The organism is Microbacterium sp. SLBN-146 (assembly GCF_006715145.1).
In the GTDB taxonomy this organism is placed as follows: domain Bacteria; phylum Actinomycetota; class Actinomycetes; order Actinomycetales; family Microbacteriaceae; genus Microbacterium.
The window spans coordinates 1,714,915-1,740,552 of record NZ_VFMR01000001.1; the positions used below are offsets into that span (position 1 = coordinate 1,714,915).

General features: G+C 68.2%; 27 protein-coding genes. 20 read left to right on the forward strand and 7 right to left on the reverse strand.

The window, feature by feature from the left end; translation table 11 throughout:
• Positions 1–9: 9 nt before the first annotated feature.
• Positions 10–987, reverse strand: a complete 978-nt coding sequence (locus tag FBY39_RS07310) for an o-succinylbenzoate synthase (protein ID WP_141931491.1) — start codon at positions 985–987, stop codon at positions 10–12.
• 100 nt (positions 988–1,087) lie between these two features.
• Here FBY39_RS07310 and FBY39_RS07315 point away from each other — a divergent pair, with 100 nt between their 5' ends.
• From FBY39_RS07315 to FBY39_RS07325, 3 genes are read left to right on the forward strand one after another with little or no spacing between them, the layout of a single operon-like run.
• Positions 1,088–1,888, forward strand: coding sequence for an LLM class F420-dependent oxidoreductase (locus FBY39_RS07315; RefSeq protein WP_141931493.1), 801 nt, complete (start codon positions 1,088–1,090; stop codon positions 1,886–1,888).
• 32 nt (positions 1,889–1,920) lie between these two features.
• On the forward strand, positions 1,921–2,820 hold the full coding sequence (locus tag FBY39_RS07320) for a 1,4-dihydroxy-2-naphthoyl-CoA synthase (RefSeq protein WP_396652257.1): 900 nt from the start codon (positions 1,921–1,923) through the stop codon (positions 2,818–2,820).
• Between the two features lie 6 nt (positions 2,821–2,826).
• Positions 2,827–3,981: an AMP-binding protein gene (locus tag FBY39_RS07325; protein ID WP_141931497.1), complete on the forward strand. Its 1,155-nt coding sequence runs from the start codon at positions 2,827–2,829 to the stop codon at positions 3,979–3,981.
• A gap of 42 nt (positions 3,982–4,023) precedes the next feature.
• Here FBY39_RS07325 and FBY39_RS07330 read toward each other — a convergent pair whose 3' ends face one another.
• The gene (locus FBY39_RS07330; protein WP_141933992.1) at positions 4,024–4,398 is read right to left on the reverse strand and encodes a VOC family protein; all 375 of its coding nucleotides are present in this window, start codon (positions 4,396–4,398) and stop codon (positions 4,024–4,026) included.
• Positions 4,399–4,511: 113 nt separating this feature from the next.
• Between FBY39_RS07330 and FBY39_RS07335 the strand changes: the two genes are divergently transcribed.
• A complete protein-coding gene (locus tag FBY39_RS07335) occupies positions 4,512–5,492 on the forward strand; it encodes a 1,4-dihydroxy-2-naphthoate polyprenyltransferase (protein WP_141931499.1) in 981 nt (326 codons plus the stop codon).
• Between the two features lie 24 nt (positions 5,493–5,516).
• On the opposite strand, the gene FBY39_RS07340 is transcribed toward FBY39_RS07335, so the two are convergent.
• Positions 5,517–5,789 carry a DUF4229 domain-containing protein gene (locus FBY39_RS07340; RefSeq protein ID WP_396652258.1) on the reverse strand — a complete coding sequence of 91 codons (273 nt, stop codon included), beginning with the start codon at positions 5,787–5,789 and terminating at the stop codon, positions 5,517–5,519.
• Between the two features lie 77 nt (positions 5,790–5,866).
• On the opposite strand from FBY39_RS07340, the gene FBY39_RS07345 reads away from it, so the two are divergent.
• From FBY39_RS07345 to FBY39_RS07355, 3 genes are all read left to right on the forward strand, one after another.
• On the forward strand, positions 5,867–6,301 hold the full coding sequence (locus FBY39_RS07345; protein ID WP_260837478.1) for a PLD nuclease N-terminal domain-containing protein: 435 nt from the start codon (positions 5,867–5,869) through the stop codon (positions 6,299–6,301).
• A 1-nt stretch (position 6,302) separates the two neighbouring features.
• Positions 6,303–8,126, forward strand: a complete 1,824-nt coding sequence (gene menD, locus FBY39_RS07350; RefSeq protein ID WP_260837479.1) for a 2-succinyl-5-enolpyruvyl-6-hydroxy-3-cyclohexene-1-carboxylic-acid synthase — start codon at positions 6,303–6,305, stop codon at positions 8,124–8,126.
• Positions 8,127–8,187: 61 nt separating this feature from the next.
• Positions 8,188–9,051, forward strand: a complete 864-nt coding sequence (locus FBY39_RS07355; RefSeq protein ID WP_141931505.1) for a polyphosphate kinase 2 family protein — start codon at positions 8,188–8,190, stop codon at positions 9,049–9,051.
• 326 nt (positions 9,052–9,377) lie between these two features.
• Here the strand turns inward: FBY39_RS07355 and FBY39_RS07360 are convergent, their stop codons facing one another.
• Complete coding sequence (locus FBY39_RS07360) at positions 9,378–10,640, reverse strand: isochorismate synthase MenF (RefSeq protein ID WP_141931507.1); 1,263 nt, start codon at positions 10,638–10,640, stop codon at positions 9,378–9,380.
• A gap of 28 nt (positions 10,641–10,668) precedes the next feature.
• On the opposite strand from FBY39_RS07360, the gene FBY39_RS07365 reads away from it, so the two are divergent.
• The 7 genes from FBY39_RS07365 (at position 10,669) to FBY39_RS07395 (ending at position 16,798) form a co-directional block, all read left to right on the forward strand.
• Positions 10,669–11,205: a DUF402 domain-containing protein gene (locus FBY39_RS07365; RefSeq protein ID WP_141933996.1), complete on the forward strand. Its 537-nt coding sequence runs from the start codon at positions 10,669–10,671 to the stop codon at positions 11,203–11,205.
• 84 nt (positions 11,206–11,289) lie between these two features.
• Positions 11,290–11,949, forward strand: a complete 660-nt coding sequence (locus FBY39_RS07370; protein ID WP_141933999.1) for a class I SAM-dependent methyltransferase — start codon at positions 11,290–11,292, stop codon at positions 11,947–11,949.
• 23 nt (positions 11,950–11,972) lie between these two features.
• A complete protein-coding gene (locus FBY39_RS07375; protein ID WP_141931509.1) occupies positions 11,973–13,028 on the forward strand; it encodes a polyprenyl synthetase family protein in 1,056 nt (351 codons plus the stop codon).
• Between the two features lie 74 nt (positions 13,029–13,102).
• On the forward strand, positions 13,103–14,476 hold the full coding sequence (locus FBY39_RS07380; protein WP_141931511.1) for an FAD-dependent oxidoreductase: 1,374 nt from the start codon (positions 13,103–13,105) through the stop codon (positions 14,474–14,476).
• 49 nt (positions 14,477–14,525) lie between these two features.
• A complete protein-coding gene (locus FBY39_RS07385) occupies positions 14,526–15,533 on the forward strand; it encodes an alpha/beta hydrolase (RefSeq protein WP_141931513.1) in 1,008 nt (335 codons plus the stop codon).
• A 123-nt stretch (positions 15,534–15,656) separates the two neighbouring features.
• On the forward strand, positions 15,657–15,860 hold the full coding sequence (locus FBY39_RS07390; RefSeq protein ID WP_141931514.1) for a hypothetical protein: 204 nt from the start codon (positions 15,657–15,659) through the stop codon (positions 15,858–15,860).
• Between the two features lie 14 nt (positions 15,861–15,874).
• Positions 15,875–16,798, forward strand: coding sequence for a CPBP family intramembrane glutamic endopeptidase (locus FBY39_RS07395; RefSeq protein ID WP_160133017.1), 924 nt, complete (start codon positions 15,875–15,877; stop codon positions 16,796–16,798).
• A 203-nt stretch (positions 16,799–17,001) separates the two neighbouring features.
• Here the strand turns inward: FBY39_RS07395 and ykgO are convergent, their stop codons facing one another.
• Entirely contained in the window at positions 17,002–17,124 is a 123-nt protein-coding gene (ykgO, locus tag FBY39_RS07400) for a type B 50S ribosomal protein L36 (protein WP_067949122.1), read from the reverse strand.
• A gap of 76 nt (positions 17,125–17,200) precedes the next feature.
• Here ykgO and FBY39_RS07405 point away from each other — a divergent pair, with 76 nt between their 5' ends.
• Entirely contained in the window at positions 17,201–18,223 is a 1,023-nt protein-coding gene (locus tag FBY39_RS07405; RefSeq protein ID WP_141931519.1) for a GTP-binding protein, read from the forward strand.
• Positions 18,224–18,526: 303 nt separating this feature from the next.
• Here the strand turns inward: FBY39_RS07405 and FBY39_RS07420 are convergent, their stop codons facing one another.
• On the reverse strand, positions 18,527–20,041 hold the full coding sequence (locus tag FBY39_RS07420; RefSeq protein WP_141931521.1) for an HNH endonuclease signature motif containing protein: 1,515 nt from the start codon (positions 20,039–20,041) through the stop codon (positions 18,527–18,529).
• Positions 20,042–20,399: 358 nt separating this feature from the next.
• Here FBY39_RS07420 and FBY39_RS07425 point away from each other — a divergent pair, with 358 nt between their 5' ends.
• The 3 genes from FBY39_RS07425 (at position 20,400) to FBY39_RS07435 (ending at position 21,920) form a co-directional block, all read left to right on the forward strand.
• Positions 20,400–20,576 (forward strand): CsbD family protein, encoded by a 177-nt coding sequence (locus FBY39_RS07425; protein WP_141931523.1) that lies wholly within the window; start codon positions 20,400–20,402, stop codon positions 20,574–20,576.
• Positions 20,577–20,733: 157 nt separating this feature from the next.
• A complete protein-coding gene (locus FBY39_RS07430) occupies positions 20,734–21,219 on the forward strand; it encodes a DUF1003 domain-containing protein (RefSeq protein ID WP_313901687.1) in 486 nt (161 codons plus the stop codon).
• On the forward strand, positions 21,219–21,920 hold the full coding sequence (locus FBY39_RS07435; RefSeq protein ID WP_260837481.1) for a DUF1345 domain-containing protein: 702 nt from the start codon (positions 21,219–21,221) through the stop codon (positions 21,918–21,920). Before FBY39_RS07430 ends, FBY39_RS07435 begins: the two co-directional genes overlap by 1 nt.
• A 35-nt stretch (positions 21,921–21,955) precedes the next feature.
• On the opposite strand, the gene FBY39_RS07440 is transcribed toward FBY39_RS07435, so the two are convergent.
• Entirely contained in the window at positions 21,956–22,444 is a 489-nt protein-coding gene (locus tag FBY39_RS07440) for a YajQ family cyclic di-GMP-binding protein (RefSeq protein ID WP_141931525.1), read from the reverse strand.
• A 247-nt stretch (positions 22,445–22,691) separates the two neighbouring features.
• Between FBY39_RS07440 and FBY39_RS07445 the strand changes: the two genes are divergently transcribed.
• Positions 22,692–23,936 (forward strand): maltose ABC transporter substrate-binding protein, encoded by a 1,245-nt coding sequence (locus FBY39_RS07445; protein WP_141931526.1) that lies wholly within the window; start codon positions 22,692–22,694, stop codon positions 23,934–23,936.
• Between the two features lie 88 nt (positions 23,937–24,024).
• The gene (locus FBY39_RS07450; RefSeq protein WP_141931528.1) at positions 24,025–25,638 is read left to right on the forward strand and encodes an ABC transporter permease subunit; all 1,614 of its coding nucleotides are present in this window, start codon (positions 24,025–24,027) and stop codon (positions 25,636–25,638) included.

A 25,638-nucleotide genomic window follows, 5' to 3' on the forward strand; every position in this document is an offset into this window, starting at 1 on the left:
GAACGCGAGTCAGAGCAGGTCGTAGCATCGCGCGAGCCGCGCGAGCCACCACTCTCTGCGTTCAGCGGGCGCCGCGAGATCGTCGAGCATCGCGGCGTCCGGGACGACACGTCCGACCGGCAGCGAACCGTCGTGCGGAGCGAGTGACGGCACACTGACGTCGGCTGTGAAGAGCGACGACGTGCCGAGACCGCAGTCGTAGTCGAGTTCCGCGAGGGATGCCGCGAGCCACACGCCCATCGACAGTCCGATCGACGTGTCGAGTGCACTAGAGACGACGGCGGGAAGTCCCGCTTCGGCGACGATGTCGAGCGCTCGCCGGACTCCGCCGAGGGGCTGCGCCTTGATGACGAGGAGGTCGGCTGCGCCGGCGCGCGCGACGGCGAGGGGATCCGCAGCCTTGCGCACGCTCTCGTCGGCGGCGATCGGAATGCCCATGTACTTCACGCGGCGGTGGAGCTCGGCGAGCTCGTCGACCGACATGCACGGCTGCTCGACATACTCGAGATCGAACTCCGCGAGGGCGTGGATCGCGTGCTCGGCTTCGTCGAGGTTCCACCCGCCGTTCGCGTCGACGCGCACGCGCCCCTCGGGGCCGAGGGCCTCGCGCACCGCGCGTACGCGGGCAACGTCGTCGGCGAGGACCTGCCCAGGCTCGGCGACCTTGACTTTGGCCGTCCGGCATCCGTCGAACCGGGCGAGCACGTCGGGGACGGATGCCGCGGCGACCGCCGGCACGGTCGCGTTGACGTTCACCCGGTCGCGCAGCGTCGCCGGCTGCGGCCTCCAGCCGAAGTCGATCGCCGCCGCGAGCCACGTCGCCGCTTCGAGGTCGTCGTACTCGGTGAACGGCGAGAACTCCGTCCACCCTTCGGGTCCTTCGAAGACGACGGCTTCGCGCACGTCGACGCCGCGGAAGCGTGTCGCGAGGGGCAGGGCGACGACGCGGGCCGAGGCGAGGAGGTCGGCGAGGGCGGGATGCGACATGTGCCCATCTTGCCGCGTGGCATCCGAATCCGCGGGAGATCGGCGCAGCTGATCGACCACGGCGGAGCCCGGTCGCCCGCGCGAGCCTAGGCTGGAAAGCATGCTCTTCGACACCCCTGTCCGGCTCGGCGTGCAGCTGCAGCCCCAGCACGTCACGTATCCGCAGATCCGCGATGCCGTCCTCCGCCTCGAAGACGAGGGCGTCGACATCCTCTTCAACTGGGACCACTTCTTCCCGCTCTACGGCGACCGCTACGGGCTCCACTTCGAGTCGTGGACGATGCTCGGCGCATGGGCCGAGCAGACGGAGCGCGTGGAGTTCGGGGCGCTCGTCAACTGCAACAGCTACCGCAACCCCGATCTGCAGGCCGACATGGCCCGCACGATCGACCACATGTCGGCCAAGGGCGGCGGCGAAGGCCGATTCATCTTCGGTACGGGGTCGGGCTGGTTCGAGCGGGACTACGACGAGTACGGCTACGAGTTCGGCACGGCGGGATCACGCCTCGACGACCTCGCCGACGGACTCGCACGCATCGAGGCGCGATGGGAGAAGCTCAACCCCGCGCCGACCCGCCGCATCCCCGTCATGATCGGCGGCAAGGGCGAGCAGAAGACACTGCGTCTCGTCGCCCGTCACGCCGATATCTGGCACAGCTTCGTGACGGCCGAGGAGCTTCCGCACAAGCTCTCCGTCATCGAGAAGTGGGCGGACAAAGAAGAGCGCGACACGTCGGGTCTCGTCATCTCCAACGAACTGCAGCGGCGCGGGCAGGACGACGCCGACGCGCTCTACGCCGCCGGCACGCGCGTCTTCACGCTCGGGTTCCCCGGCCCCGACTACGACTACGACCTCGTGCGGTCGTGGCTGCGCTGGCGCGACGCCAAGAACGGAGCGTGAGCGGCGGCATCCGTCGTTCTATGGTGGAGTCCATGGTCTCCGAGCTCTTCGACGAGCGTGAATGGATGCCGGCCCCCGGCTCCGACGCGTACACCGACATCACGGCCCACGTTTCGAAGGACGGTCGGATCGCGCGTGTCGCCTTCAACCGTCCGGAGGTGCGCAACGCCTTCCGGCCGCACACGGTCGACGAACTGTTCCGCGCACTCGACACGGCGCGGCAGGATCCGCGGATCGGCGTCGTGCTCTTCACGGGCAACGGCCCGAGCCCCAAGGACGGCGGGTGGGCGTTCTGCTCGGGCGGCGACCAGCGCATCCGCGGGCGCGACGGCTACAAGTACGACGGGCCGGAGGAGCACGCACCCGATCCGGCGCGCGTCGGACGCCTCCACATCCTCGAAGTGCAGCGTCTCATCCGCTTCATGCCGAAGGTCGTCATCGCCGTCGTCCCCGGCTGGGCGGCCGGGGGAGGACACTCGCTCCATGTCGTCTGCGACCTGACGATCGCCTCGCGCGAGCACGGCCGGTTCAAGCAGACGGATGCCGACGTCGGATCGTTCGACGCGGGATACGGGTCGGCCTACATGGCGCGCCAGGTCGGGCAGAAGATCGCGCGCGAAGTGTTCTTCCTGGCCGAGGAGTACTCGGCCGACCGCGCCTACGAGATGGGCGCTGTCAACCGCGTCGTGCCGCACGCCGAGCTCGAGACCGAAGCGATCGCGATGGCGCGCACGATCCTGACGAAGTCGCCCACGGCCATCCGGATGCTGAAGTTCGCCTTCAACGCCGTGGACGACGGACTCATGGGCCAGCAGGTGTTCGCGGGCGAGACGACCCGTCTCGCGTACGGCACCGACGAAGCCGTCGAGGGCCGGAACGCCTTCCTCGAGAAGCGCGAGCCCGATTGGTCGCCCTACCCGTGGCACTTCTGAGGCGCCATGCGGCTTGAGCCCGCCACCGGCGACGATCCGCGCGACATCCTGCGGGCGCTGCGGGTCGCACTGCACGGCGCGGGTCCCGCACTCGGTCTCGGCCTCGTCGACGATCTGCCGGGGGAGGTGCGTGCGGGGACCGCGGTCGTCGTGACGACATCGGGCTCGACCGGCATCCCCAAGAGCGTCCTACTCAGCAGAGACGCCCTCACCTCGAGCGCGCTGGCCACGGCCGACCGCATCGGTGACGGCACGTGGCTCCTCGCCCTGCCCGCCGCGTACGTCGCCGGGGTGCAGGTGCTCGTGCGTTCGATCATCGCCGACCGCGAACCCGCGATCCTCTCCGGAGCATTCACGCCCCAGACGTTCTCGGCGGCGGCCCTCATGATGGTGTCGACCGAGCGCGGCCACCGCATCCCGACCTTCACGTCGCTCGTTCCCGCGCAGTTGTCGAAGCTCCTCGACGCCGCCGAGCACGACGGGCAGGTCCTCGCGGCGCTCCGGTCGTTCGAACGGATCCTGATCGGCGGGCAGGCGCTCCCCGCTCTCGTCCTGGAGCGGGCCGAGGCCGCGGGCGTCCGGATCACGAAGACCTACGGGTCCACCGAGACGAGTGGCGGCTGCGTCTACGACGGCGAACCGCTCCGCGGAGTCCGCCTTCGCATCGTCGGGGGCGAAGTGCAGATCGCGGGTCCGACGCTCGCCGACGGCTACCTCGGCGATCCCGCGCGGACGGACGCCGCGTTCCCGCGCGACGCCGACGGGACGCGCTGGTACCGCACGGGCGATGCCGGGATCCTCGAGGACGGTCGCCTGCGCGTCCGCGGCCGCCTCGACAACGTCATCGTCTCGGGCGGTGTGAACATCTCCCTCGACCGCGTCGAGCGGATCGTGCGGTCGGTGCCAGGGCTCGCCGGGGCCGTCGTCGTCGGGGTCTCCGATGAGCGGTGGGGCGAGGCATCCGTCATCGTCGCGCCGCGCGGCGAGGCGCTCCGGCGGAGCGAATCCGTGCAGCTGTCGGAAGCGCGGACTCTCGTGGCGGAAGAGATCGGCCCCCACGCCCGCCCGTCGCGCCTCGTCCTCGTCGACGAGATCCCGGCTCTCCCGTCGGGCAAGCCCGACCGCGAGGCCATCCGCCGCGCGATCGCGGCGCTGCATTGAACCCACGCCCACGCGGCGGCTCTCCCCGCATTCGGGGTCGGCTCACTCCGCCGACACGTCGACGACGCAGAACCTGTTGCCCTCCGTGTCCTCCAGCACGACCCAATCGGCACCGGGCGGGTAGTGGTCCCAGTCGACGTGCCGTGCGCCCAGACTCGTCAGGCGTTCGATCTCGGCTGCCTGGTCGTCGGCATACAGATCGAGGTGGATCCTCGGAGGGTACTGCTGGGGGTATCCCGAGACCGACAGGGCGATGCTCGCACCGGGCTCGCTCCAGTGCTCCTTGTCGGCCGGATCGAGGATGACCCAGTCGTCGCTCGCTCCGCCACGGCTGACGTACCCGAGCGCTGCACGCCAGAAGTCCCCTGCACGGTCGATGTCTTCGACGGTCAGGACGACCGTTCCCATTCTCAACATGCCGCCATCGTGCGCCTGCGCGTCGAGGGATGCCAGGGGCTTGCGCTGCAGCGGAACACCGCCCTGCGGCATCGTCGGAACGACATATCCGCAGCGCCGTAAGATGACTGCTCGTGGCAGGAACCTCCAGCAAGAAGCGCAAACGTCCGGCTCCCAAGAAGCGGCCCGTCCGCGGCAATCCGCAGAAGCCCCGCGAGACGGGCGACCCGCGCCGCGTCGAGAAGGCGACGCCGCGTGACTGGATCGGCGCCGCACGGCTGCGGACGCTCCCTCTCGCGATCGCCCCCGTCCTCCTCGGTACGGGTGCCGCGATGGTCGTCGTCGACGAATTCCACTGGGTCATCGCCCTCTTCTGCCTCCTCGTCGCTGTCGCGCTCCAGATCGGCGTCAACTACGCCAACGACTACAGCGACGGCATCCGCGGGACGGACGACGTCCGTGTCGGCCCCGCGCGTTTGACGGCATCGGGGAGCGCGAAGCCCCGCACGGTCGCGATCGTGGCGCTCGCCTTCTTCGCGATCGCCGCCGTCGCAGGTCTTGCCCTCACGATCCGCACGCAGCAGTGGTGGTTCCTCGTGATCGGGGCCCTCTGCCTCCTCGCAGCGTGGTTCTACACGGGCGGGAAGCGCCCCTACGGCTACTTCGGGCTCGGCGAGGTCTTCGTCTTCGTCTTCTTCGGACTCGTCGCAACACTCGGAACGACGTGGGTACAAGCCTTCACGCTCCCGCAGGAGGCGTGGTTCGGCGCCGTTGCGGCGGGCCTCTTCGCGTGCGCCGTCCTGCTGGCGAACAACCTCCGCGACATCGACCAGGACCGCGCCGCAGGCAAGCGCACGCTGACGGTGCTCGTCGGGCGCACCGCGACGCGTGTGCTCTTCACGCTCTTCGTGCTGCTTCCGTTCCTCATCGCGGGATTCCTCGCGATGTTCTATCCGATCGCGTGGCTGAGCCTCATCGTGCTGCTCCCCGTGCTCGCGGCGATCCTCATCGTCTGGACCTACCGGCTGCCGCGCGAACTCGTCGTCGCCCTCGGCCTGACGTCGCTGTCGTCGCTCGCTTACGCCGGGTTGCTCTTCTGGGCCTTCGTCGGCTGAGAACCGGATGCCGCGGCCCGGCCGTCAGCGGTCGGTCGCAGCATCCTCGACGTCTTCGTCACTGGTCTCGTCGCGCAGTGCCGCGCGTCGCTCGGCGAGTCCCACCGAGACCTGCTCGAGCGGGCGCCGCAGGAACAGCACCGAGAGGCTGAGGCCGATGAGGGCGGCGAAGATCGCCGCGAGCCAGTAGTACTCCTGGAAGAACGGGAAGAGCATCATGATCCCGAAGGGCACCAGGAAGGCGAGAAGTCGCAGCACGGTATAGAGCAGGACGGACCGGGCTTTCACACCTCCCATGGTAAGCGAGCCCCGTCCCGGCGTACGCGGCGTCGGTTCGGTCACAACCCAGTCCCTGTCCAGGCAGCGCACCTAGGATGGACAACGTGGCACGAGCGCTCCTGATCTTCGCGCTGGTGGCGACCGTGTTCTGGGTCTTCACCATCGTCGACTGTGCTGTGCAACCGCCCACCCGCCATCGCGGCGTGAGCAAGCCCGTCTGGATCGCGATCGTCGTGCTGATCCCCGTTCTGGGTGGCATCCTGTGGCTCACGATCGGCCGCGTCCGCCGGTCCGCCGTGCTCGTCTACCAGGCCCCCGACGACGACCCCGACTTCCTCGGGAGCCTCGGCGGGATCACCGATCAGGACGAGCGGATCCGCCGGCTGGAAGAAGAGCTCGCGCAGCTCGATTCCGAAGACGACGACCCGCGATGGCAGGATCCGCCCGTCGGCGGTACGCCCGACCCAGGGCCCACGCCGCGGACCGACGGAGACGACGACTCCCGCGGTCAGCGCGGGGCCGTCAACTGACGTGTCCGCCGGTGAGACCGCGCACGATTCGCGCGCCATCGCCTCTCCCGCGACCGACGCCGCAGCCGCTCTGCTGTGCGCGCTCGTCGAGCGCGGTGTCCGTCACATCGTCCTGAGCCCGGGATCACGCTCGCAGGCGCTCGCCCTCATGGCGGCTGAATTCGAGCGCCGAGGGCTCGTCCGGCTCCATGTGCGGATCGACGAGCGGGTCGCGGGCTTCACGGCACTCGGACTGGGGCGCGAGACGCGGATGCCGGCGGCCGTCGTCTGCACGTCGGGCACGGCTGCGGCGAACCTCCTCCCCGCGGCCCTCGAGGCCCACCACGCGGGCGTCCCGCTCCTCTTGCTGACCGCCGATCGGCCCCTCGAACTGCGTGGCGTCGGCGCCAACCAGACGACGCGTCAGCCCGGCATGTTCTCGCCGAACATGCGATACGAAGCAGACCTCCCCGCGCCGGAGGAGACCGATCCCGACGGGACGGGCGAGCAGAGCGCGATGCTCCGCGCCGTCGCCGCCGAGGCCGTCGCCGCGGCGCTCGGCGAAGGCCTGCGTTCGGCGGGCCCCGTGCACCTCAACCTCCCCTACCGCGAGCCGCTCGCGGGCGACCTGCCGCAGTGGATCGGCGTGCCCGAGTCCGAGCTGGGCGCGGCATCCGACACCGATGCCGACGAGGTTCCGCCGGTCGACGTCGTCGCCGAGGGCGAGGTCTTCGGCGCGCTGTACCAGGGTGGTGGCGGCATCGGACAGGCCGACCTTCCCGCCGAACCCGACGACGACCCCTGGGTCATCGAGCGAGGCCCGCGAACCATCGTCGTCGCGGGCGCCGACGCGGGCGTCGAGGCCGAAGCGATCGCGCACGCGGGCGGCTGGCCGCTCGTCGCCGAGATCGTCAGCGGGGCGCGCTTCGGTCGCTACCTCATGCACGGATACCGCGCGCTGCTCTCCGACCCCGACCTGGGTTCGCGGGTCGAGCGGGTCATCGTGCTCGGGCACCCGACGCTGTCCCGCGAGGTCACGCGGCTCCTTTCGCGCGCGGACGTCGAGGTCGTCGCGCTCCGCGGACCCGGCGAGCCCCTCAACCTCAACGGCCGGACGACCCCCGTCGACGCCATCGCGGTGGCCGCGGGTGACTCCGACCGCGAATGGCTGGGGGCCTGGCTGCGGGCGTCGCGCGCGGCATCCGTCGATCTGACTCCGCCGGCACCGGATGCTGCGGCGCTCTCCTCCGCCGAGCCCTCGACGCGGCTCGGGGCGATCGCGGCCGAACTCGACGTCATCCGCGCCCCGCTCGATCGCGAGGCGCTCGTCGATGCCGTGTGGCGGGCGACCTGGCCCCATGACCGGCTCGTCTTCGGATCGTCGCGGCTCGTGCGGGTGGCCGATGCCGTGCTGGGTGGCAAGAAGGTCCCCGTGCACGCCAACCGCGGACTCGCCGGCATCGACGGGACGGTCGCGACGGCCACGGGGGTCGCGCTCGCGCGCGCGGGGCACCCCGGCGTCACGCGCGTCCTCCTCGGCGACCTGGCGCTCCTCCACGACGTCGGGGCGCTCCTTCTGCCACCGGTCGAGGACGAGCCGCGCATTCAAGTCATCGTCGGGAACGACGGCGGCGGAACGATCTTCGACGGCCTCGAGGTGGCGGACGTCGCGTCGCGTGAAGCGATGGATCGCGTTCTCTACACGCCGCAGACGGCCCGTTTCGCGGAGCTCGCTCTCGCGTACGGCTGGGAGTATCAGCGCGTCACGACGCGGACGGCGCTCGATCAGGCACTGACATCGCCGGTCGGGGGACGCCAGATCATCGAGGTCCCGCTTCCTCGCTGATCCCGTCGCGCGTTCGCCGCGGACCCTGGAGCGCGGGCGGCAGGACGGGCAGGATGGGCTCATGACAGCGACGAGTCAGAAGGATTGGACGACCGATGTCCGCGAGATCCTCCGGGTCGGCCCGGGCTTCCGACTCTCCGATGTCGATGCGGATTCCTCGCCGGGCCACAACGGCGACAAAGACGCCGGCGGCCGCGATCTGGAGGCAGGGGTCGCGCAGCTCGAGGAGTACCAGGAGCGGCTCTTCGCGGCATCCCGATCTGAAGCGACCGACGCGAGCGTCCTGCTCGTGCTGCAGGCGATGGACACCGCGGGGAAGGGCGGCATCATCCGGCACGTCGTCGGATCGGTCGATCCGCAGGGGATCATGCTGACGGCATTCAAGAAGCCGACGCCCGAAGAACTCGCCCACGACTTCCTGTGGCGCATCGAGAAGCGTGCGCCGACTCCCGGCATGATCGGCGTGTTCGACCGATCGCAGTATGAAGACGTCTTGATCGGACGAGTGCGCGAACTCGCGCCGCCCGCGGAGATCGAGCGACGCTACGGCGCGATCAACGACTTCGAGAAGCGGCTCTCCGACGCCGGGACCCGCATCGTGAAAGTGATGCTGCACATCTCGCCCGAGGAGCAGAAGGAACGCCTCGCTGAACGGCTCGAGCGCCCCGACAAGCACTGGAAGTTCAATCCCGGCGACATCGACGAGCGCGCGCTGTGGCCCGCGTACATGGACGCGTACCAGACCGTGTTCGATCGGACGTCGACCGATCACGCGCCCTGGTACGTGATCCCCGCGAACCGCAAGTGGTACGCGCGTCTCGCGGTCCAGGCGCTCCTGCTCGAAGCCCTCGAAGACATCGATCCCCAGTGGCCCGCGGCGACCTTCGACGTGGAGGCCGAGAAGGCGCGCCTCGCGGCGTCCTAGCCCCCCCTCGCCTGGTTCTCCCCCATCCGCCGAGAAGACGCGAACTGCTTTCTTTCGAGCAGCTACACGCCAGTTTGGGTCTTCTCGGCCACGGGGGTGCCTCGATCGGAGCAGGTCATGTCGGGCGCGGCCTGCTCGCGAGGGAGTCCGTACCTGTCGCCGAGAAGACGCAAGTTGCTCGAAAATGAGGCGCTGGACGCCCGTTTGCGTCTTCTCGGCACAGGGCAGGGGCACAGGGAAGCGGTGCAGGGCAGGGGCACACGGCAGCGGCACAGCGCAGCGGCATAGGGCAGCGGCGCAGGGCAGCGGCGCGGGGGAGCGCGGGTCTACGCGAGTGCGTCGACGATGGGGCGGAACTTCACTCGGGTCTCGAGCAGCTCCGTCTCGGGATCGCTGCCGGCGACGATGCCCGCTCCCGCATACGCGGTGACGGCGATGCCGGCAGCCGTGTCCGTGGCATCCAGGTCGAACTGCGCGCACCGGAGCGCGATCGCCCACTCGCCGTCGCCCGTGCCGTCGATCCAGCCGACCGGACCCGCGTAGCGTCCGCGATCGAAGGGTTCGAGGCGACGGATCACCTCGATCGCCGCTGCCGTCGGTGTCCCGGCGACCGCCGCGGTCGGGTGCAGTTCGCGCACGAGATCGAGAGCGGATGCCGCGCCCGCCAGCTCGCCTTCCACGTCGGTCGCGAGGTGCCACACGTTCGGGAGCTTGAGGGTGAACGGTGCCTCCGCCGCGGCGAGGGCGCGCGTGTGCGGGCGGAGAGCGGCCAGGACGCTGCGGACGGCGAACTCGTGCTCATCGAGGTCCTTCGCGCTCGACGCGAGGCCGGCGGATGCCGCGACGTCGGCGTCGGCATCGGCTCCGCGCGACGCCGTACCGGCGAGCACACGGGCGGTGATCGAACCGCCACGCACCGTCACGAGGGTCTCAGGGCTCGCCCCGATGAGTCCGTCGACGGCGAACGTCCACGTGTCGGGGTAGTCCTGCGAGAGCGCACGCGCGAGGCGGCGGAGGTCCGCGCCCGCGGGGACGGAACCGCGGAGATCACGCGCCAGCACGACCTTGCCGACCTCGCCGGCGGCGATCGCCTGCAGGGCTGCGCGCACCGACTCCATGTAACCGCCCGCGGTCTGCTCCCCGGGACCGAGGGTTCCCGCCCAATGCGGACCGTAGGGCTCGGGCAGGCGAACGGGCACGGGGTCCCGCGTGTCCGCGACGTCGCTGATCGTCGTGATCCACGCACGGCCCCCTCGGCGGCCGACGATGACGGACGGGACGATGAGGATGCTCCGGCGTGCCGAGTCGTCGTCGAAGGCGAGCGTCCCGAACGCCACGAGGCCCGTTCCCGGAAGGTCGACGTCGTCGCGGACGTCTGCCGCGGCAGCGAGCCGGGACCAGCGATCCGTGAGCGGCGGAGTGCCGTGACCCGCATGGTGCACGAGGGTGTGGGCGACACCGAATCCGACGATCCCGTCGCCCTTGCGCGTCCACGCGAGAGGATGCGACGGCGATGTGTAGGGGAGCAGGTCTTCGACCGCGTCGATCTCGCGGGTTTCCACGCGGAGTCGCGGGGCCGAGGGTGTCACCTTCCCAGCCTAGACTCGCGTCGTGACGATGGATCGCCCCGCCCCCGGTACCCGGCTGATCTTCCGCTGGCGGAAGTGGGACGGCGGACCGCACTGGGTGCACGACTGCGTCTACCTCGGGTCGGACCAGTGGGGCGACTGGTTCGGTCAGCCGACGGGCTGGCGCAGTTCGAGGCCGGGACGCGATCACGTCGCGGGCGGCCCGAACGTGACGCTCCTCCCGCCGAGCGGCGACTACGCGCTCACCGTCAACCTCGCCCCGCCCGCGTCGTATCGCATCTACATCGACATCGCATGGGATGTCCGCTGGGATGGCGGTGAGCCGACCGGCATCGACATGGATCTCGACGTCATCCGCGCGATCGACAGCCGTGGGGTTTGGATCGACGACCGCGACGAATGGGACGAGCACCGCGTCGCCTACGGCTATCCGCTCGACGTCGTCGCCGAACTCGAAGCGCTCGCCGTCGACCTCGAGCGTCGTGTCCAGGGTCGCGAGGCGCCCTTCGACGATGCGACGGGGGATGCCTGGCTGGCACGGCTGGCATCCATGGACCTGTCCTAAGCTCGACGCGTGACCGAGAACGAAGGCGACCGCGCCGATCTCACCCGCGCTGATCTCGACAAGGACCCGGCGAAGGTCAGCGGCATGTTCGACCAGGTCGCGAAGCGCTACGACCTCACGAACGACGTCCTGAGTCTTGGCAACGACCGCTTCTGGCGGGCCGCCACGACGCGCGCCGTCGCCCCTCGAGCGGGCGAGCGCATCCTGGATCTCGCGGCGGGCACGGGTGCGTCGAGCGTCTCCTTCGCGCGCAGCGGTGCGCACGTCGTGGCCGCGGACTTCTCTCCGGGGATGATCGCCGAGGGCAGGCGCCGACACGGCGGCATCCGCAATCTCGAGTTCCGCGAAGCGGATGCGACGGATCTGCCGTTCGCCGACGACGAATTCGACGCCGTGACGATGTCCTTCGGCCTGCGCAACGTCAACGAGCCTCGGACGGCACTCGCGGAACTCCTGCGCGTCACGCGTCCGGGCGGACGACTCGTCGTCTGCGAGTTCTCGCACCCGCCGTCGCGGGCATTCGCGGGTCTGTACCGCTTCTACAACGACCGCGTCCTCCCGGTCGTCGCCAAAGCGATGAGTTCGAATGCCGATGCATACGACTACTTGAACGAGTCGATCCGGGATTGGCCCGATCAGCCCACATTGTCGGCGTGGATCCGCGACGCCGGGTGGAGCGAGGTCGCGTACCGCAATCTGTCGTTCGGTATCGTCGCCCTTCACCGTGCGGTAAAGCCGGTATGACCGCACCCCGGTAGGCTGGGGGTGTGACTCCCTCAGCGTCGGACTCGCGGATCGCGGGCAAGCTGGGCCTCACCGACCGCATCTTCGCGGGGCCTCGATCGCGGCGCCTCATGTCGACGGTCGAAAAGGGGCTCCAGCGCGTCGACGAGACCCTTGCGGCGGAACTGCGCATCACCGATGCGATCGCCGATGCGCCCTCGCGCTATCTCTACGAAGCGGGGGGAAAGCGCGTTCGTCCGATGCTGGCTCTGCTGACCTCTCAACTCGGCGACGGCGCGACCGATGCGGTCATCCAGGCGGCGACGGCTCTCGAGCTGACGCACCTCGGTTCGCTCTACCACGACGACGTGATGGATGCCGCGGACAAGCGCCGTGGTGTGCCCAGTGCGCACGCCGTGTGGGGCAACAACGTCGCGATCCTCACGGGCGACCTCCTCTTCTCGCGTGCGAGCCAGATCATGGCGCGAAACGGCGAGAAGGCGATCCAGCTGCAGGCCGACACGTTCGAGCGTCTCGTCCTCGGACAGATGCACGAGACGGTCGGAGCGCAGCCGGGCGACGATCGTGTCGCGTTCTACCTCCAGGTCCTCTCCGACAAGACGGGGTCGCTCATCGCGGCTGCCGCGCAGTCGGGCATCCTCTTCTCCAACGGGCCCGAAGAGCTCGAGCAGCCGCTCGTCGTCTTCGGCGAGAAGGCCGGTGTCGCCTTCCAGCTGCTCGATGACGTCATCGACCTCTCCGCCGATCCCGCCGAGACCGGGAAGGTGCCCGGCACCGATCTGCGTGCCGGAGTGCCGACGATGCCGTACCTGCTTCTTCGCGAGAAGACCGACGCTGCGTCGGTTGCGCTCCGCGAGACGATCGACGAGGGTGTCGATCGCATCGCCGATGGCGCCGACATCGCGATCCTCGACGAACCGCTCGCGCTCCTCCGTGAGCACGCCGCGACGGAAGAGACCCTCGATCTCGCGCACGCGTGGTCGCGCGAAGCCATCGACGCCCTCGCCCCCGTGCCAGACGGCCCGGTGCGCGAAGCGCTCACACGCTTCGCGCAGGCCGTCGCCGATCGCTCCAGCTAGCATCTCGACGGCCGCCGAGCCCGTCCCCGCTCGATCGCGACGGAACGGTGGCCGGACCTGAAAGGAAGACCTCCATGACCAAGCTCCGACTCGCTATCGTCGGTGCGGGCCCTGCGGGCATCTACGCCGCCGACATCCTCCTGAAGGCCGAGCGCAAGTTCGACGTGTCGATCGATCTCTTCGAGCAGCTTCCGGCGCCGTACGGTCTTGTCCGCTATGGCGTCGCCCCCGATCATCCGCGGATCAAGGGTGTCGTGTCGGCCCTGCGGGATGTGCTCGACCGCGGCGACATCCGCATCTTCGGCAACGTCCGCTTCGGTCAGGACATCACGCTCGACGACCTGAAGTCGCACTACAACGCGGTCATCTTCTCGACCGGTGCGATCCTTGATGCCGACCTCGACCTCCCCGGGATCGATGCCAAGGGCTCCTACGGCGCTGCGGACTTCGTCAGCTGGTTCGACGGTCACCCCGACGTTCCCCGCGAGTGGCCGCTGGAGGCCGAGTCGATCGCCGTCATCGGCAACGGCAACGTCGCCCTCGATGTCGCGCGCATGCTCGCGAAGCATCCCATCGACCTTCTCCCGACCGAAGTGCCGGCCAACGTCTATGAGGGACTCGAGGCATCGCCCGTCACCGACGTGCACGTGTTCGGTCGTCGCGGGCCCGCGCAGGTGAAGTTCACGCCGCTCGAGCTTCGTGAACTGGGCGAACTGCGCGATGTGGACATGGTCGTCTACGACGAGGACTTCGACTACGACGACGCGTCCCGCGCCGCGATCGAGACGAACAAGCAGGTCAAGGTCATCGACCGTGTTCTGCAGTCGTGGCGGCAGCGCCCGAGTGTCAACGGTGCCGGTGGCGAAGCATCGCGCCGTCTTCACTTCCACTTCTACGCTCGGCCGGTCGAAGTGAAGAAGGATGCCGAAGGCCGCGTGGCTGCGCTCGTCTACGAGCGCACGCGGCCCAACGACGAAGGCGGTGTCGAAGGTACGGGCGAGATGCGAGAGGTTGCCGTTCAGGCCCTCTACCGGGCGGTCGGCTACTTCGGTTCTCCGCTTCCCGGTGTGCCGTTCGACAAGCGGCACGGCGTCATCCCCAACCACGAGGGACAGGTGCTCCACAAGGACTCCAACGAACGCGTCCCCGGTGTCTACGCGACGGGATGGATCAAGCGCGGTCCCGTGGGTCTCATCGGCCACACGAAATCCGACGCCATGGAGACGATCCGTCACGTCATCAACGATCAGGGGTCGTGGTGGACCCCCGAGGATCCGTCGGAGGAGGCGATTCCGGCTCTCCTCGCGGAGCGGGGTGTCCAGTGGACGGATCTCGACGGATGGCACCGGCTCGACGAGCACGAGATCGCCCTCGGTGCGCCGCACGAGCGCGCGCGCATCAAGGTCGTTCCTCGCGAAGAGATGATCAAGATCTCGCGAGGCGAGTAGACGAAACCAGATCCTCCGGCGGCGGAGAGCGCCTGGCTAGGCTGGGAGCATGTCCGACGAGTGGGTTCCCGACGTTCTGGGGGAGCCGTTCGAGCAGCTGACGCTGCCGCTCGGAACGGACGAGGAGGGCGAGGTCGTTGCGACGCTCGTTCGCCTTCTGCCGTCTGCGGCACCGTTCGGCGGCCTGTTCGGTGACCATCGTCCGTTCGCCGATGTCGATGTGCTCTACGTGCACGGCTGGTCGGACTACTTCTTCCAGGCGCGCTTGGCGCGATACTGGGCGGATCGCGGTGCGCGGTTCTACGCGCTGGATCTGCGGAAGTACGGTCGGAGTCTCCGTGACGGACAGACCGCGGGCTTCATCACCGACTTGAGCCACTACGACGCCGACATCGGTGCAGGCCTCGAAGCGATGGGTCGATCGGCCGACGGTGGAGGTGAACGGCGGCTCGTGCTGCTCGGGCATTCGACGGGCGGGCTGACGCTGAGCCTGTGGGCTGCGCGGCATCCGGATGCCGTGAGCGCCGTCATCCTCAACAGTCCGTGGTTGGAGTTCCAGCTGAGTGCGGCCACGCGCGCCGCGATCGCTCCGATGCTGGGTCTCCACTCGCGCCTTCGGCCGCTCGATCTCTGGCCGCAGGTGGATGCCGGGTTCTATTCGCGTGCCCAGACCGAGGTCGCGGACCCCGACGATCCGGTGTCGATCAATACCGTGTGGCGACCGGAGCAGACGATGCCCGTGCACGTCGCCTGGATGAATGCCGTCATCGCAGGACACACGAAGGTCTCGGCAGGACTCGGGATTCCCGCGCCGGTCTGCGTGCTCCTGTCGGCCCGCACTGTTCCGCCGACACGATGGGGTGAGGATCTCACGTCGGCCGACACGGTGCTCGTCGTCGATGACATCGCGCGAGCGTCGTTAAAGCTCGGGCCCTCGGTGACCGTCGAGCGGATCGACGGCGCCCTGCACGACGTGTTCCTCTCGCGACACGACGCGCGCGACCAGGCCTATCGGCGTCTCGATCGCTGGGCGATGGGGATGCTGCGCCGCCACTGAGCCGCGCACGTCGCACCTGGCGCGCATCCGTCGCGTGATGCCGGCATCCGATGGGACGTTCGACCCGCTCGCGCCCGCTCGACCTCGGGACGATGGACGGAGTCGGACGAACCGGGAGGCATCATGGCTGACAGTCGTCGCAGCGTTCAGGTCGTGGAGCGCAACGGTACGTGGGGTGTCTTCTTCCTCCTCGCGTACATCGGTGCCGCGATCTTCTTCATCTCCCGCTCGGACGGGTCCTTCTGGTCCGTCGTGCTGGGCCTCCTCCAGGCGATGGTATGGCCCGTGTACGTCACCTACTACGTTCTCGACGTCCTGATCGCGTGACGAGGGATCGCGAGATGGCTCGGGATCCCGTGCAGGCGACGGTGGCGCGGGGGACCGGCCGCCGTCGCCCATCCGTCGCGATGGCGTGGGTGGCGACGGCCCTCTTGGGTGCCGTGCCCGCGATCGTCACGCATCTGGTCTTCGGTCGCGTGCCGTCGTGGATGGTGTTGGCTCAGCTGTCGGTCGGTGCGCTCGTGCTGGTCGGAGTCGTCACGGTGCCGCCGCTGCGGCGACTGTGGCGATTCGTCGCTGTGCTGTTGACGCTCCTCACCGCCACGACGCTCACCTCGTGGGGAGACTTCTCCCTCGAGCCCGTGCAACGTCTCCTGGGTGGGACGGCTCTGGACGCTCAGCTGCAGCCTGTGCTGACCGCGAAGCTCGCGGTCGCCGCCGTGATGGTCGTGGCACTGATCGGGATGGGGCTGCGGCCTCGGGAGTTCTTCATGACGGTGGGCGACCTCGCCGCTCGGATACGGCCGGTACCGGCGCTGGGATTCCCGAAGCCCGACTCGTGGACGCGCTTCGGGCTCATCTGGGGGTTCGGAATCGCCGCGGTTCTCGGAGTCGGGCAGTACCTGCTGCTGCGACCGCCGGCATCCGCGTTCGTCGTGATCCTGCCGATGGTGCCGGCGATCCTCGTCTACGCCGCCGTCAATTCCGTTGCGGAGGAACTCGCGTACCGCGCTCCCCTGCTGGCGACCGCGCGACGCGCCGTCAGTTCGGCGCAGGCGCTGTGGATGTCGGCGGTGTTCTTCGGCCTCGCGCACTACTTCGGCATCCCGGGTGGCCTCTTCGGCGCGCTCGCCTCGATCTTCATGGGCTGGATTCTGAGCAAGGCCATGCTCGAGACGCGCGGCCTGTTCTGGCCGTGGCTGATCCACTTCCTCAGCGACGTCGTGATCTTCGCGTTCCTCGCGGTCGCGTTCGTCAGCGGCTGAAGCGTTCTCTCCCCGGAGGACTTTCGTCCCGCTGCGAATCGACGGGCGTGGGGTACCGTCAGCGTACGGGCGGACGAAGAGGTGGCGCTGGCACAGATCGGGCTGTGCCCGCTCTCGGGCTCTTCTGCCCCGCGGGCGCCGGGCCGCGTGCATGCACGCCGGGGACGGCGCCCGCGACTCTTCCCCTCGCGAAGGCGTTTGTCTCAGCCCTGGCGGCCCTTGAATCTGGGGTTGAGCTTGTTGATGACGTACACGCGTCCGCGACGACGGACGACCTGAGCGCCCGGCTGGTTCTTGAGGGACTTGAGCGATGCGCGTACCTTCATTGAGGACTCCTATCGAGAACGATTCTCAATAAACAGTATGATCGATCACGGTCATCGTCAATGTGAAGGGTCTTCCATGAGTGCTCGTCCGGTTCTCGTCGTCGGTGTGTGTGTACCCGAGCGGCGACGCTTCGTCGAGAGCTTCGCCGTCTCGTCGGGTGCAGGTGTCGTGCGGATTCTGGACGCTCCGCGCCGGGGAGCGGTGTCGTGGCCCGGGCAGGTCGATGTCGAGGTGCTCGAGGGGGAACCGGTCGTCGTGGATGTCTCTTCGGGGGTCGATATCGCCCATGTGAGCGCCGCGGGGACCGATGTGCCGACGGTCGTCTGCGTCGTGGATGCGCCGCATATGATCGACGACTTCTGCGACGACGTTGCGCTGATCGATAACCCCGGCGCCGGGGATGAACGGGGTGATACCGGGGCGCGGGCGCGCCAGGCGGCGACCCTCATCGAGGCGGCGACGCTCGTCGTCCTCGTGAACTGGGAGGGCCTCGACACGTCGCGGCTCGCGATGCTGATGGCGGTCGTTTCGCACCTGAGCCCGACGTCGAGGGTGAGGTTGAGTCGCGGGGCTGTCGAGGATGCGCGCGCGATCGCGAAGTTGGGTGACGATGGCATCGCGATTCAGGAGCGTGCCGGGTGGATGCGGGCGCTGAACGAGGAGCACGACCCGTACATGACGGATCGGCGAGTGAGCACGTTCCGCTACGAGCAGCTGCGGGCGTTCCACCCCGGGAGGTTGGCGCGGGTCCTCGATGAGGAACTCGACGGTGGTGCGTGCGGGTTGCTTCTTCGGTCGGTGGGATTCTGCCGGTTGGCAACGCGGCCGGGGGTGCTCGCGCGGTGGGAGCATGTGGGATCGGCGATCTGGCTCAATCCGCTCGCGCCGGACGCGGGATTCGCGGCGCTCGGGCAGGAGATCGCGATCACGGGCCTCGATCTGAAGCGTGGGGAGATCACTCGCGCGCTGGATTCTGTGGCGCTCACCGATTCAGAACTCGCCGGTGGTCCGGATGTGTGGCGCCGGTTCGCGGATCCGCTCCCGGCGTGGCCCGTGTGGCCCCTGGACGTCGGCACGTCTGACGGCAGCGGTCGTTAGGGGTGGCAGCGCGCTGGGCCATGCTTCGTGCTCCGCGTTCCGTGCTTCGTGCTTCGTGCTTCGTGCTCGGTGCTCGGTGCTTCGTGCTCCGCGTTCCGTGCTCGGTGCTTCGTGCTCCGCGTTCCGTGCTCGGTGCTTCGTGCTCCGCGTTCCGTGCTCCGCGTTCCGTGCTTCGTGCTCCGTGCTCCGTGCTCCGTGCTTCGTGCTTCGTGCGCCGTGCTCCGCGTTCCGTGCTCCGCGTTCCGTGCTCCGTGCTCCGCGCTCCGTGCTCCGCGCTCCGCGCTTCCCGCGGATCGGGCACGGTCAGGCGGCGCGCCAGTGTGCGCGAGGGGGTGGGGTGGGTGGGTTCCAGGCCCATTTCCAGGTGGCGTGGGATTGCACGGTGATGGGGTCGCGGTGGTCGCCGGGCGGGGGATGGAGGGTGAACGGGCCCGTGTGTTCGCGTCGGATCTTCCAGCCATGGTTGTGGAGGAGGAGATGGTGGTGTCGGCAGAGAAGAATGCCGCGGTTGATGTCGGTGCGGCCGCCGTCGGCGACGTGGTCGATGTGGTGGGCCTCGCAATACGAGGCGGGCGTCGAGCACCCGGTCCATGCGCAGCCGCCATCTCGGACGGCGAGAGCGATGCGCTGCTTGGGGGTGAAGAGGCGGTGCTCGTGTCCGACGTCGAGCGGGTTGCCGGTCTCGTCGAACCTGAGGCGGGTGGTGCCGGAGGTGCACACGGCTCGGTCGATGAGAGAGCCGGGGAGAACGTGCCCGCCGTCTTCGGCGTACCCCGCGGCGCGGAGTCGTCCGAACGCATCCCGACGTTCCGCGTCATGTTCGGGAGCGGTCTCGATGGTGACGACGCGAACCCCGGGTTGCCGGGCGCCGAAGACGTCAGAGGCTTCGGCGAGGGATCCGGCGCGGAGGATCGACATGAACAGGTCGTACTGCAACTGATCGTTCGTGCGGGGGTCATCGACCAGGGCGGTGGCTGCGGCGCGCTCTTCGTCGGTCATGAATCGGGGTCCGCCGCGGCGAGGCCGCAGAGCCGCGTCGCGGATCGCGTGAACCCACAGGGCCATCTCATCGTCGAACACGATCCGGCCGTGGTGCTGCCCGGTGTCGTCGATCCAGGTGCGGAAGGACCGGTTGGCGTACCTCTGTGCGAACCTCTCTTCCGCTCCGATGAGATCGAGGGAGTCCCTCAGCGCCCGCGCACGGATCGCGAGGTCTTCCACCGTGAGACCGGCGGCATCGTCGATGAGGTGCCGCGCTGCGGTCGCCCACACGGTGCGGGCATCGGGGGAGTCGTCGCGCGGGTCGGCCAGACCGCGGCGGATCGTGTCGTGCTGAGGGGTCGTCAGTCGCCCGGCCATCAATGCCTCCCGCAGCACCGCGGCATGAGTCACCGCGGCAGCATCGGTCTCGGCAGCATCCGGCCCTGCATCACCACGCGAGTCGTCGCCCTGTCGTCCGTCGCTGCCAGCGAGAGCGTCTTCCAACAGTGCTGAGCCGACACGCACGTGCCTGGTCGCGTCGGCTTTCGTCCCGCCGGTGATCGCCTGGATCAGCGAAGCCGGACTCCCGTGCCCTTGCGTCGCGGCAAGCCCGGACTGCCCCGCGGACCTCTGTGATCGGTGCGCGGCCACCCCGGCAAAAAGCGCCTGCAACCGTGCGATGTCGTTCGCGATCCCGGCGAGGTCTCTGCTGATCTCGAGCACGGACGCGTCACTGAGTCGTAGTGCCGCCACCGGCAGTTCTCGCGCGGGGACCCGCAGCTCGGCGAACACCGAGATGCGGTCGAACCGCTCTGCGATGTTCGTAATAAGATCCATAAGAGAATCCTCGCAGAGCCCACCGACATTCGAATATGGCAACGATCAGTCTGTGGATAACCTCTGCCGGGCACAGCCCGATCGCTCGACGCGACGGCGCTCATCTCGAGAGGAGCCATCCGCATTCGGCGAGAACCTCGCACCATACGCGCATCGCGCTCGGATCACAACCACCCCTGACGGCACAGCTTCGTTGTCTACCGTCGAGTGATGAGCGCTGATGAACGGGGCATCGAAGCCGCGGAGTCACGTCCGGATCCGCGTCGCTCGAAGCCGCATTCACCCTCGACCGCACCGCCCACCAGAACCACCGACCACTGACGGTCACCAGATCGTCAGACTGTTGAGAGGAGAACCCATGGGTATGGGAGACGACATCAAGCACAACGCCGAAGACCTCAAGGGCAAGGCCAAGGAGGCCTACGGCAAGGCGACCGACGACAAGTCGACCGAGGCCGAGGGTCACGCCGAGCAGGCCGCGGCGAAGACGAAGAAGGCCGGCGACGACATCAAGGATGCCGTCACCGACAGCTGAGTACACGACGGAAGTGCCCGGCGCTGCGTGCGAGCGGTGCCGGGCACTTCTGCGTCTGGGCGCAAGGGACCTTGGTCCCTGCGGCAGCGGGCGGGCGGGACGTACGTTTCGGAGGTGGGCCGGATCGCACGAGAGACTGGCCCGTCGGAGGTGCGACGTGAGGAATGCGGGAGCGACGCAGTCGCCGTCGACCGATTCGGAACCCTTTCGCGGTGACGCCGAGCGCCCGATTTCGCCCGCTGCGCGGCATCCGTTCAACTGGCACGATCGGCACCTCGACAGCTTGACGCGAGGCGAACGCGCCGCGGATCGACTCCGCAACGGCATGGGCTCCTGGGCGTTCATCGCGGGATTCGTCGCCTTCATGCTCCTGTGGGCCGTCGTGAACGTCATGGATGTCGCGTGGGACCCCTATCCCTACATCCTGCTGAACCTCTTCTTGAGCATGCTGGCGGGACTCCAGGGGGCGATTCTTCTGATCGCGGCCAAGCGGCAGGACGCGATCGCAGCTGCTCTCGCTCAGCACGACTACGAGACGAACGTTTCGGCCAAGCGGGAGCTCGAAGAGCTGATGGAGATGAACAGGGCTCAGCTCGACCTGATCGTCCGGATCCATCAGCGGATGCCGGACTCGGAGACGTGATGGGCGATGAACCTCCCGTGCGCCGGGAGGATGCCGTGAGTCGAGCCGACTCCGACCGTGATTTCAGCGGGTTCTGGCATCGGGCGGGTGTGAGGGTCGGCGCGATGCTGTCGATCTTCGCGGTGGTCGCCGTCGTCACCGGGGTTGCGGGATCGTGGGTGTTCGCGCCCGCGGTCGGGTGGATCATCGCGATCGGCGTGTACGCGTCGTGGGTGTGGCGCAGCGTCGTGACGCTAGGCCCGGCTGACACCGCCAGTCATGCCACCCGGGAGGATCCCACCCAGCCGGTCGCGCAGGCGCTGTTGATCGCAGCCGGCGTCGCCAGTGTCGGAGCTATCGTGCTCCTGCTCGTCGAAGCGGGAACGACGCAGGGTCCCGCCAGATTCGGTTTGGCGGGGGCGGCACTGGGAACCGTCGGTGCGTCTTGGCTGCTCGTGCAGATCGTCTTCACCCTGAGGTATGCGGGCGTCTACTACCGGGATGGGGGCACCGGAGTCGACTTCAACCAGTCTGAACCGCCGGCATACCGGGACTTCGCCTACGTGGCGTTCACGCTCGGCATGACGTACCAGGTGTCGGATACCGACCTCACCAGTACGTCGATCAGACGGGAGGCGCTGCGTCACGCCGTCTTGTCGTACGTGCTCGGGGTGATCGTGCTCGCCGCGGCGATCAACCTCATCGCCGCCCTCATCCGGTGACGCCGAACGGTGACGAACCTCGGCGTCGAGTCGCGTCAGCGGTAGTTGACGAACTGGAGATCGACGTCGAGGTCGGCTGCCTTGAGCAGACGCTGCACTTCCTGAAGGTCGTCGCGGCTCTTCGACTGCACGCGCAGCTCGTCGCCCTGGATCTGCGACTTCACGGACTTGGGTCCCTCGTCGCGGATGATCTTGGAGATCTTCTTCGCGTTCTCCGACGAGATGCCGTCCTTGAGGGTCGACGTGATCCGGTACTCCTTGCTTCCCGCGACCGGCTCACCCGTCTCGAGACTCTTCAGCGAGATGCCGCGCTTGACGAGCTTGGACTGGAACACGTCGAGGACGGCCTTCGCCCGTTCCTCGGTGCTCGCCTTGATGAGGATCGCTTCGCCGCTCCACTCGATCGAGGCGTTTGTGCCCTTGAAGTCGTAACGCTGCTCGACCTCTTTGCGGGCCTGATTGAGCGCGTTGTCGGCCTCCTGGTTGTCGACCTTGCTGACGATGTCGAAAGAGGAATCAGCCATCCCAGAAGTCTACTCACGCCGACCGCTCGCGGGAGTTCTGCAAACGCTTCCACATCGATGGATGCCGCGGTGTGACCGCCACGGAAGATCACAAAGCCATATCGACGCTCTGCCTTGTGTTGCACACAGGGTCGAGAACGTACACAATGTAAGCGCTTGCAGCTCTGTGCAGGCGTCAGAACCACGGCCTCTCCCACTCAACAGGTGCGGAGACGGCAAGAGAAGCACTCAAGAGAGGCACACACCAATGAAGGTGAACAAGAAGAGCATCGTCGCCTTCGGCGCGATGGCTGCTGTTTCATCCCTGGCTCTGGTCGGCTGCGCGAGCGGCGGAAGCGGCGGCGGTTCGACCGACGCCCCCGACGCTGCCGGAACCCTCACGGTCTGGGTGGACGCCGACCGCGCGGGCGTCCTGAAGGAGCCTGCCGCCGAGTTCACCCAGGAGACCGGCGTCAAGGTCAACCTCGTGCAGAAGGACTTCGGCGAGATCCGCGATCAGTTCATCTCGCAGGTCCCCACGGGCAAGGGCCCGGACATCGCCGTCGGCGCGCACGACTGGCTCGGAACGCTCGTCACGAACGGTGTCGTGGCGCCGGTCGAGCTCGGTGACACGGCCGCGGACTACGAGAAGGTCGCGATCGACGCCTGGTCGTACGACGGACAGGTCTACGGAGTCCCGTACTCGATCGAGAACATCGCGCTCATGCGCAACACGGCTCTCGCTCCCGAAGCCCCCGCGACCTGGGACGACATGATCGCCGCCGGGACGGCAGCGGGCACGGAGTACAAGTTCCTCGTCGGGCTCGACCCCGAAGCGGGCGACCCGTACCACATGTACCCGTTCCAGACATCGTTCGGCGCCCCCGTCTTCGGCACCAACGCTGACGGCACCTACAACCCCGACGACCTCCAGATCGGAAACGCGGGTGGCGAGGCCTTCGCTCAGTGGCTCGCGGCGCAGGGTGCTGCCGGCATCCTGAACCCGAACATCTCGGGCGATCTCGCGCGGGAGAACTTCGTCGGCGGTAAGTCGCCGTTCTTCCTGACCGGACCGTGGAACGTCCCCGCGGCGCAGGAGGCGGGGATCGACATCGCGATCGACGCCGTCCCGACCTCCGGTGGCGAGGCCGCGCAGCCGTTCGTCGGTGTGCAGGGCTTCTTCATGAGCGCCAAGAGCGAGAACGTCGTGGCCGCCACGAACTTCCTCACGAACTACGTCGGCTCCGAAGAGGTGCAGACGGCGCTCTACGAGGTCGGTGGACGCGCCCCGGCGCTGTCGTCGGCCTTCGACGCGGCCGTCGCTGCAGACCCCATCGTCGCCGGCTTCGGCGAAGTCGGTGCGACCGCCGTCCCGATGCCGAACATCCCCGAGATGGGCTCCGTCTGGGAGTTCTGGGGCGTCACCGAGAACGCCATCGTCAAGGGTGAGGGCGACCCGGTCGCCCTGTGGCAGAAGATGGCGGCGGACATCCAGGCCGCGATCGCCCGCTGATCCACACGAAGTCCGGGGCGGCACCCACCGAGGTGCCGCCCCGGACCTCGCTCACCTTTAGCTCCCACTTCATCGGAGGGTCCAGACGATGACGACGACGCCCACCCGCACGCCGGCCGAGGTCCGCCTCGACAAACGGCGCAAATCCGCGGCACGCATGGCCGAAGCCGCCGCCGGCGGCTGGAAGCTCGTGCTGTTCAAGATCGTGGCCCTCGGCCTGATCGACGCGATGGCCGTCTACGCGTGCCTCGTGCTCTTCAGCACCGGCAATTGGCTGATCGGATCCCTCGTCGCCGTCGGGACCCTCGCCGTCAACTGGATCTACCTCCGCAAGGGCGGCCTGCCGGCGAAGTACCTGACGCCGGGGCTCATCTTCCTGCTGATCTTCCAGATCTTCGTCGTCCTCTACTCGGGCTACATCGCCTTCACGAACTACGGCACGGGCCACAACAGCACGAAGGAAGATGCCGTCGAGGCGATCCTGCTCCAGAACACGGAGCGCGTCCCCGACTCGCCGTCCTACCCCCTCACGATCGTCGAGTCGTTCGGGGAGCTGTCGTTCCTCGTCACGTCACCCGAAGGCGAAGCGCTCCTCGGCGGGGAAGAGCGTCCGCTCGAAGAGGTCGCCGATGCGACGTTCGACGGCGGCAAGGCGACCGGCGCTCCCGGCTACACCACCCTCGACTTCGCCGCCGTCATCGCCAACCAGTCGGCGATCGCACAGCTCGTCGTCCCGATCAGCGATGACCCCAACGAGGGCTTCCTCAAGACGCAGGATGCCACGACGGCGTTCCAGTACACCTCGCGCTACGTCTACGACGAGTCCGCCGAGACGATGACGGACTCGCAGTCGGGCACCGTCTACTCCGACACCGGCAACGGCGCCTTCACCGCGCCCGATGGCACGGAGCTCCTTCCGGGATGGCAGATCACGGTCGGCTTCGACAACTTCGTCCGAGCGTTCACCGAGCCGACCATCCGCGGTCCGCTCATCTCCGTCACGATCTGGACGTTCGTCTTCGCGATCCTCTCGGTCGCAACGACGTTCGTCCTGGGTCTCTTCCTCGCGATCGTCTTCAACGACCCGCGGATGAAGAGCAAGAAGTACTACCGCGTCGTGATGATCCTCCCGTACGCCTTCCCGGGGTTCCTCTCGGCGCTCGTGTGGGCGGGAATGCTCAATCAGGAGTTCGGCTTCGTCAACGTCGTCCTGTTCGGAGGCGCCGAGATCCCGTGGCTCACGAACGAGTGGCTCGCGAAGTTCAGCATCATCTTCGTGAACCTGTGGCTCGGCTTCCCCTACATGTTCCTCGTGACGACGGGAGCGCTGCAGTCGATCCCCGACGAGCTCCAGGAGGCCGCGCAGATGGACGGAGCCTCGGTCTTCCAGGCGTTCCGCCTCATCAAGTTCCCGCTCCTGCTCGTCTCGGTCGCGCCGCTGTTGATCTCGTCGTTCGCGTTCAACTTCAACAACTTCAACCTGATCTACATGCTCACCGGCGGCGGACCGCGCGATGTGACAGCCGGTGTGAACGTCGGGGCGACCGACATCCTCATCTCGATGGTCTACAAGGTCGCCTTCATCGGCGCCAACCGCGATTACGGGCTCGCCAGCGCATTCTCGATCATCATCTTCATCCTGGTGGGCACGATCTCGATCATCGCCTTCCGACGCACCAAGGCACTCGAGGAGCTGAACTGA

What these genes read in the sequence shown, in the direction of transcription:
- FBY39_RS07420 (WP_141931521.1), bottom strand. Translation starts at nt 20,041, where the DNA reads ATGGATCTTATTACGAACATCGCAGAGCGGTTCGACCGCATCTCGGTG.
- FBY39_RS07320 (WP_396652257.1), top strand. Translation starts at nt 1,921, where the DNA reads ATGGTCTCCGAGCTCTTCGACGAGCGTGAATGGATGCCGGCCCCCGGC.
- FBY39_RS07385 (WP_141931513.1), top strand. Translation starts at nt 14,526, where the DNA reads ATGTCCGACGAGTGGGTTCCCGACGTTCTGGGGGAGCCGTTCGAGCAG.
- FBY39_RS07380 (WP_141931511.1), top strand. Translation starts at nt 13,103, where the DNA reads ATGACCAAGCTCCGACTCGCTATCGTCGGTGCGGGCCCTGCGGGCATC.
- FBY39_RS07315 (WP_141931493.1), top strand. Translation starts at nt 1,088, where the DNA reads ATGCTCTTCGACACCCCTGTCCGGCTCGGCGTGCAGCTGCAGCCCCAG.
- ykgO (WP_067949122.1), bottom strand. Translation starts at nt 17,124, where the DNA reads ATGAAGGTACGCGCATCGCTCAAGTCCCTCAAGAACCAGCCGGGCGCT.
- FBY39_RS07395 (WP_160133017.1), top strand. Translation starts at nt 15,875, where the DNA reads ATGGCTCGGGATCCCGTGCAGGCGACGGTGGCGCGGGGGACCGGCCGC.
- FBY39_RS07390 (WP_141931514.1), top strand. Translation starts at nt 15,657, where the DNA reads ATGGCTGACAGTCGTCGCAGCGTTCAGGTCGTGGAGCGCAACGGTACG.
- FBY39_RS07365 (WP_141933996.1), top strand. Translation starts at nt 10,669, where the DNA reads ATGGATCGCCCCGCCCCCGGTACCCGGCTGATCTTCCGCTGGCGGAAG.
- FBY39_RS07340 (WP_396652258.1), bottom strand. Translation starts at nt 5,789, where the DNA reads ATGGGAGGTGTGAAAGCCCGGTCCGTCCTGCTCTATACCGTGCTGCGA.
- FBY39_RS07435 (WP_260837481.1), top strand. Translation starts at nt 21,219, where the DNA reads ATGGGCGATGAACCTCCCGTGCGCCGGGAGGATGCCGTGAGTCGAGCC.
- FBY39_RS07440 (WP_141931525.1), bottom strand. Translation starts at nt 22,444, where the DNA reads ATGGCTGATTCCTCTTTCGACATCGTCAGCAAGGTCGACAACCAGGAG.
- FBY39_RS07325 (WP_141931497.1), top strand. Translation starts at nt 2,827, where the DNA reads ATGCGGCTTGAGCCCGCCACCGGCGACGATCCGCGCGACATCCTGCGG.
- FBY39_RS07450 (WP_141931528.1), top strand. Translation starts at nt 24,025, where the DNA reads ATGACGACGACGCCCACCCGCACGCCGGCCGAGGTCCGCCTCGACAAA.
- FBY39_RS07425 (WP_141931523.1), top strand. Translation starts at nt 20,400, where the DNA reads ATGGGTATGGGAGACGACATCAAGCACAACGCCGAAGACCTCAAGGGC.
- FBY39_RS07310 (WP_141931491.1), bottom strand. Translation starts at nt 987, where the DNA reads ATGTCGCATCCCGCCCTCGCCGACCTCCTCGCCTCGGCCCGCGTCGTC.
- FBY39_RS07330 (WP_141933992.1), bottom strand. Translation starts at nt 4,398, where the DNA reads ATGTTGAGAATGGGAACGGTCGTCCTGACCGTCGAAGACATCGACCGT.
- FBY39_RS07405 (WP_141931519.1), top strand. Translation starts at nt 17,201, where the DNA reads ATGAGTGCTCGTCCGGTTCTCGTCGTCGGTGTGTGTGTACCCGAGCGG.
- FBY39_RS07445 (WP_141931526.1), top strand. Translation starts at nt 22,692, where the DNA reads ATGAAGGTGAACAAGAAGAGCATCGTCGCCTTCGGCGCGATGGCTGCT.
- FBY39_RS07355 (WP_141931505.1), top strand. Translation starts at nt 8,188, where the DNA reads ATGACAGCGACGAGTCAGAAGGATTGGACGACCGATGTCCGCGAGATC.
- FBY39_RS07345 (WP_260837478.1), top strand. Translation starts at nt 5,867, where the DNA reads ATGGACAACGTGGCACGAGCGCTCCTGATCTTCGCGCTGGTGGCGACC.
- FBY39_RS07370 (WP_141933999.1), top strand. Translation starts at nt 11,290, where the DNA reads ATGTTCGACCAGGTCGCGAAGCGCTACGACCTCACGAACGACGTCCTG.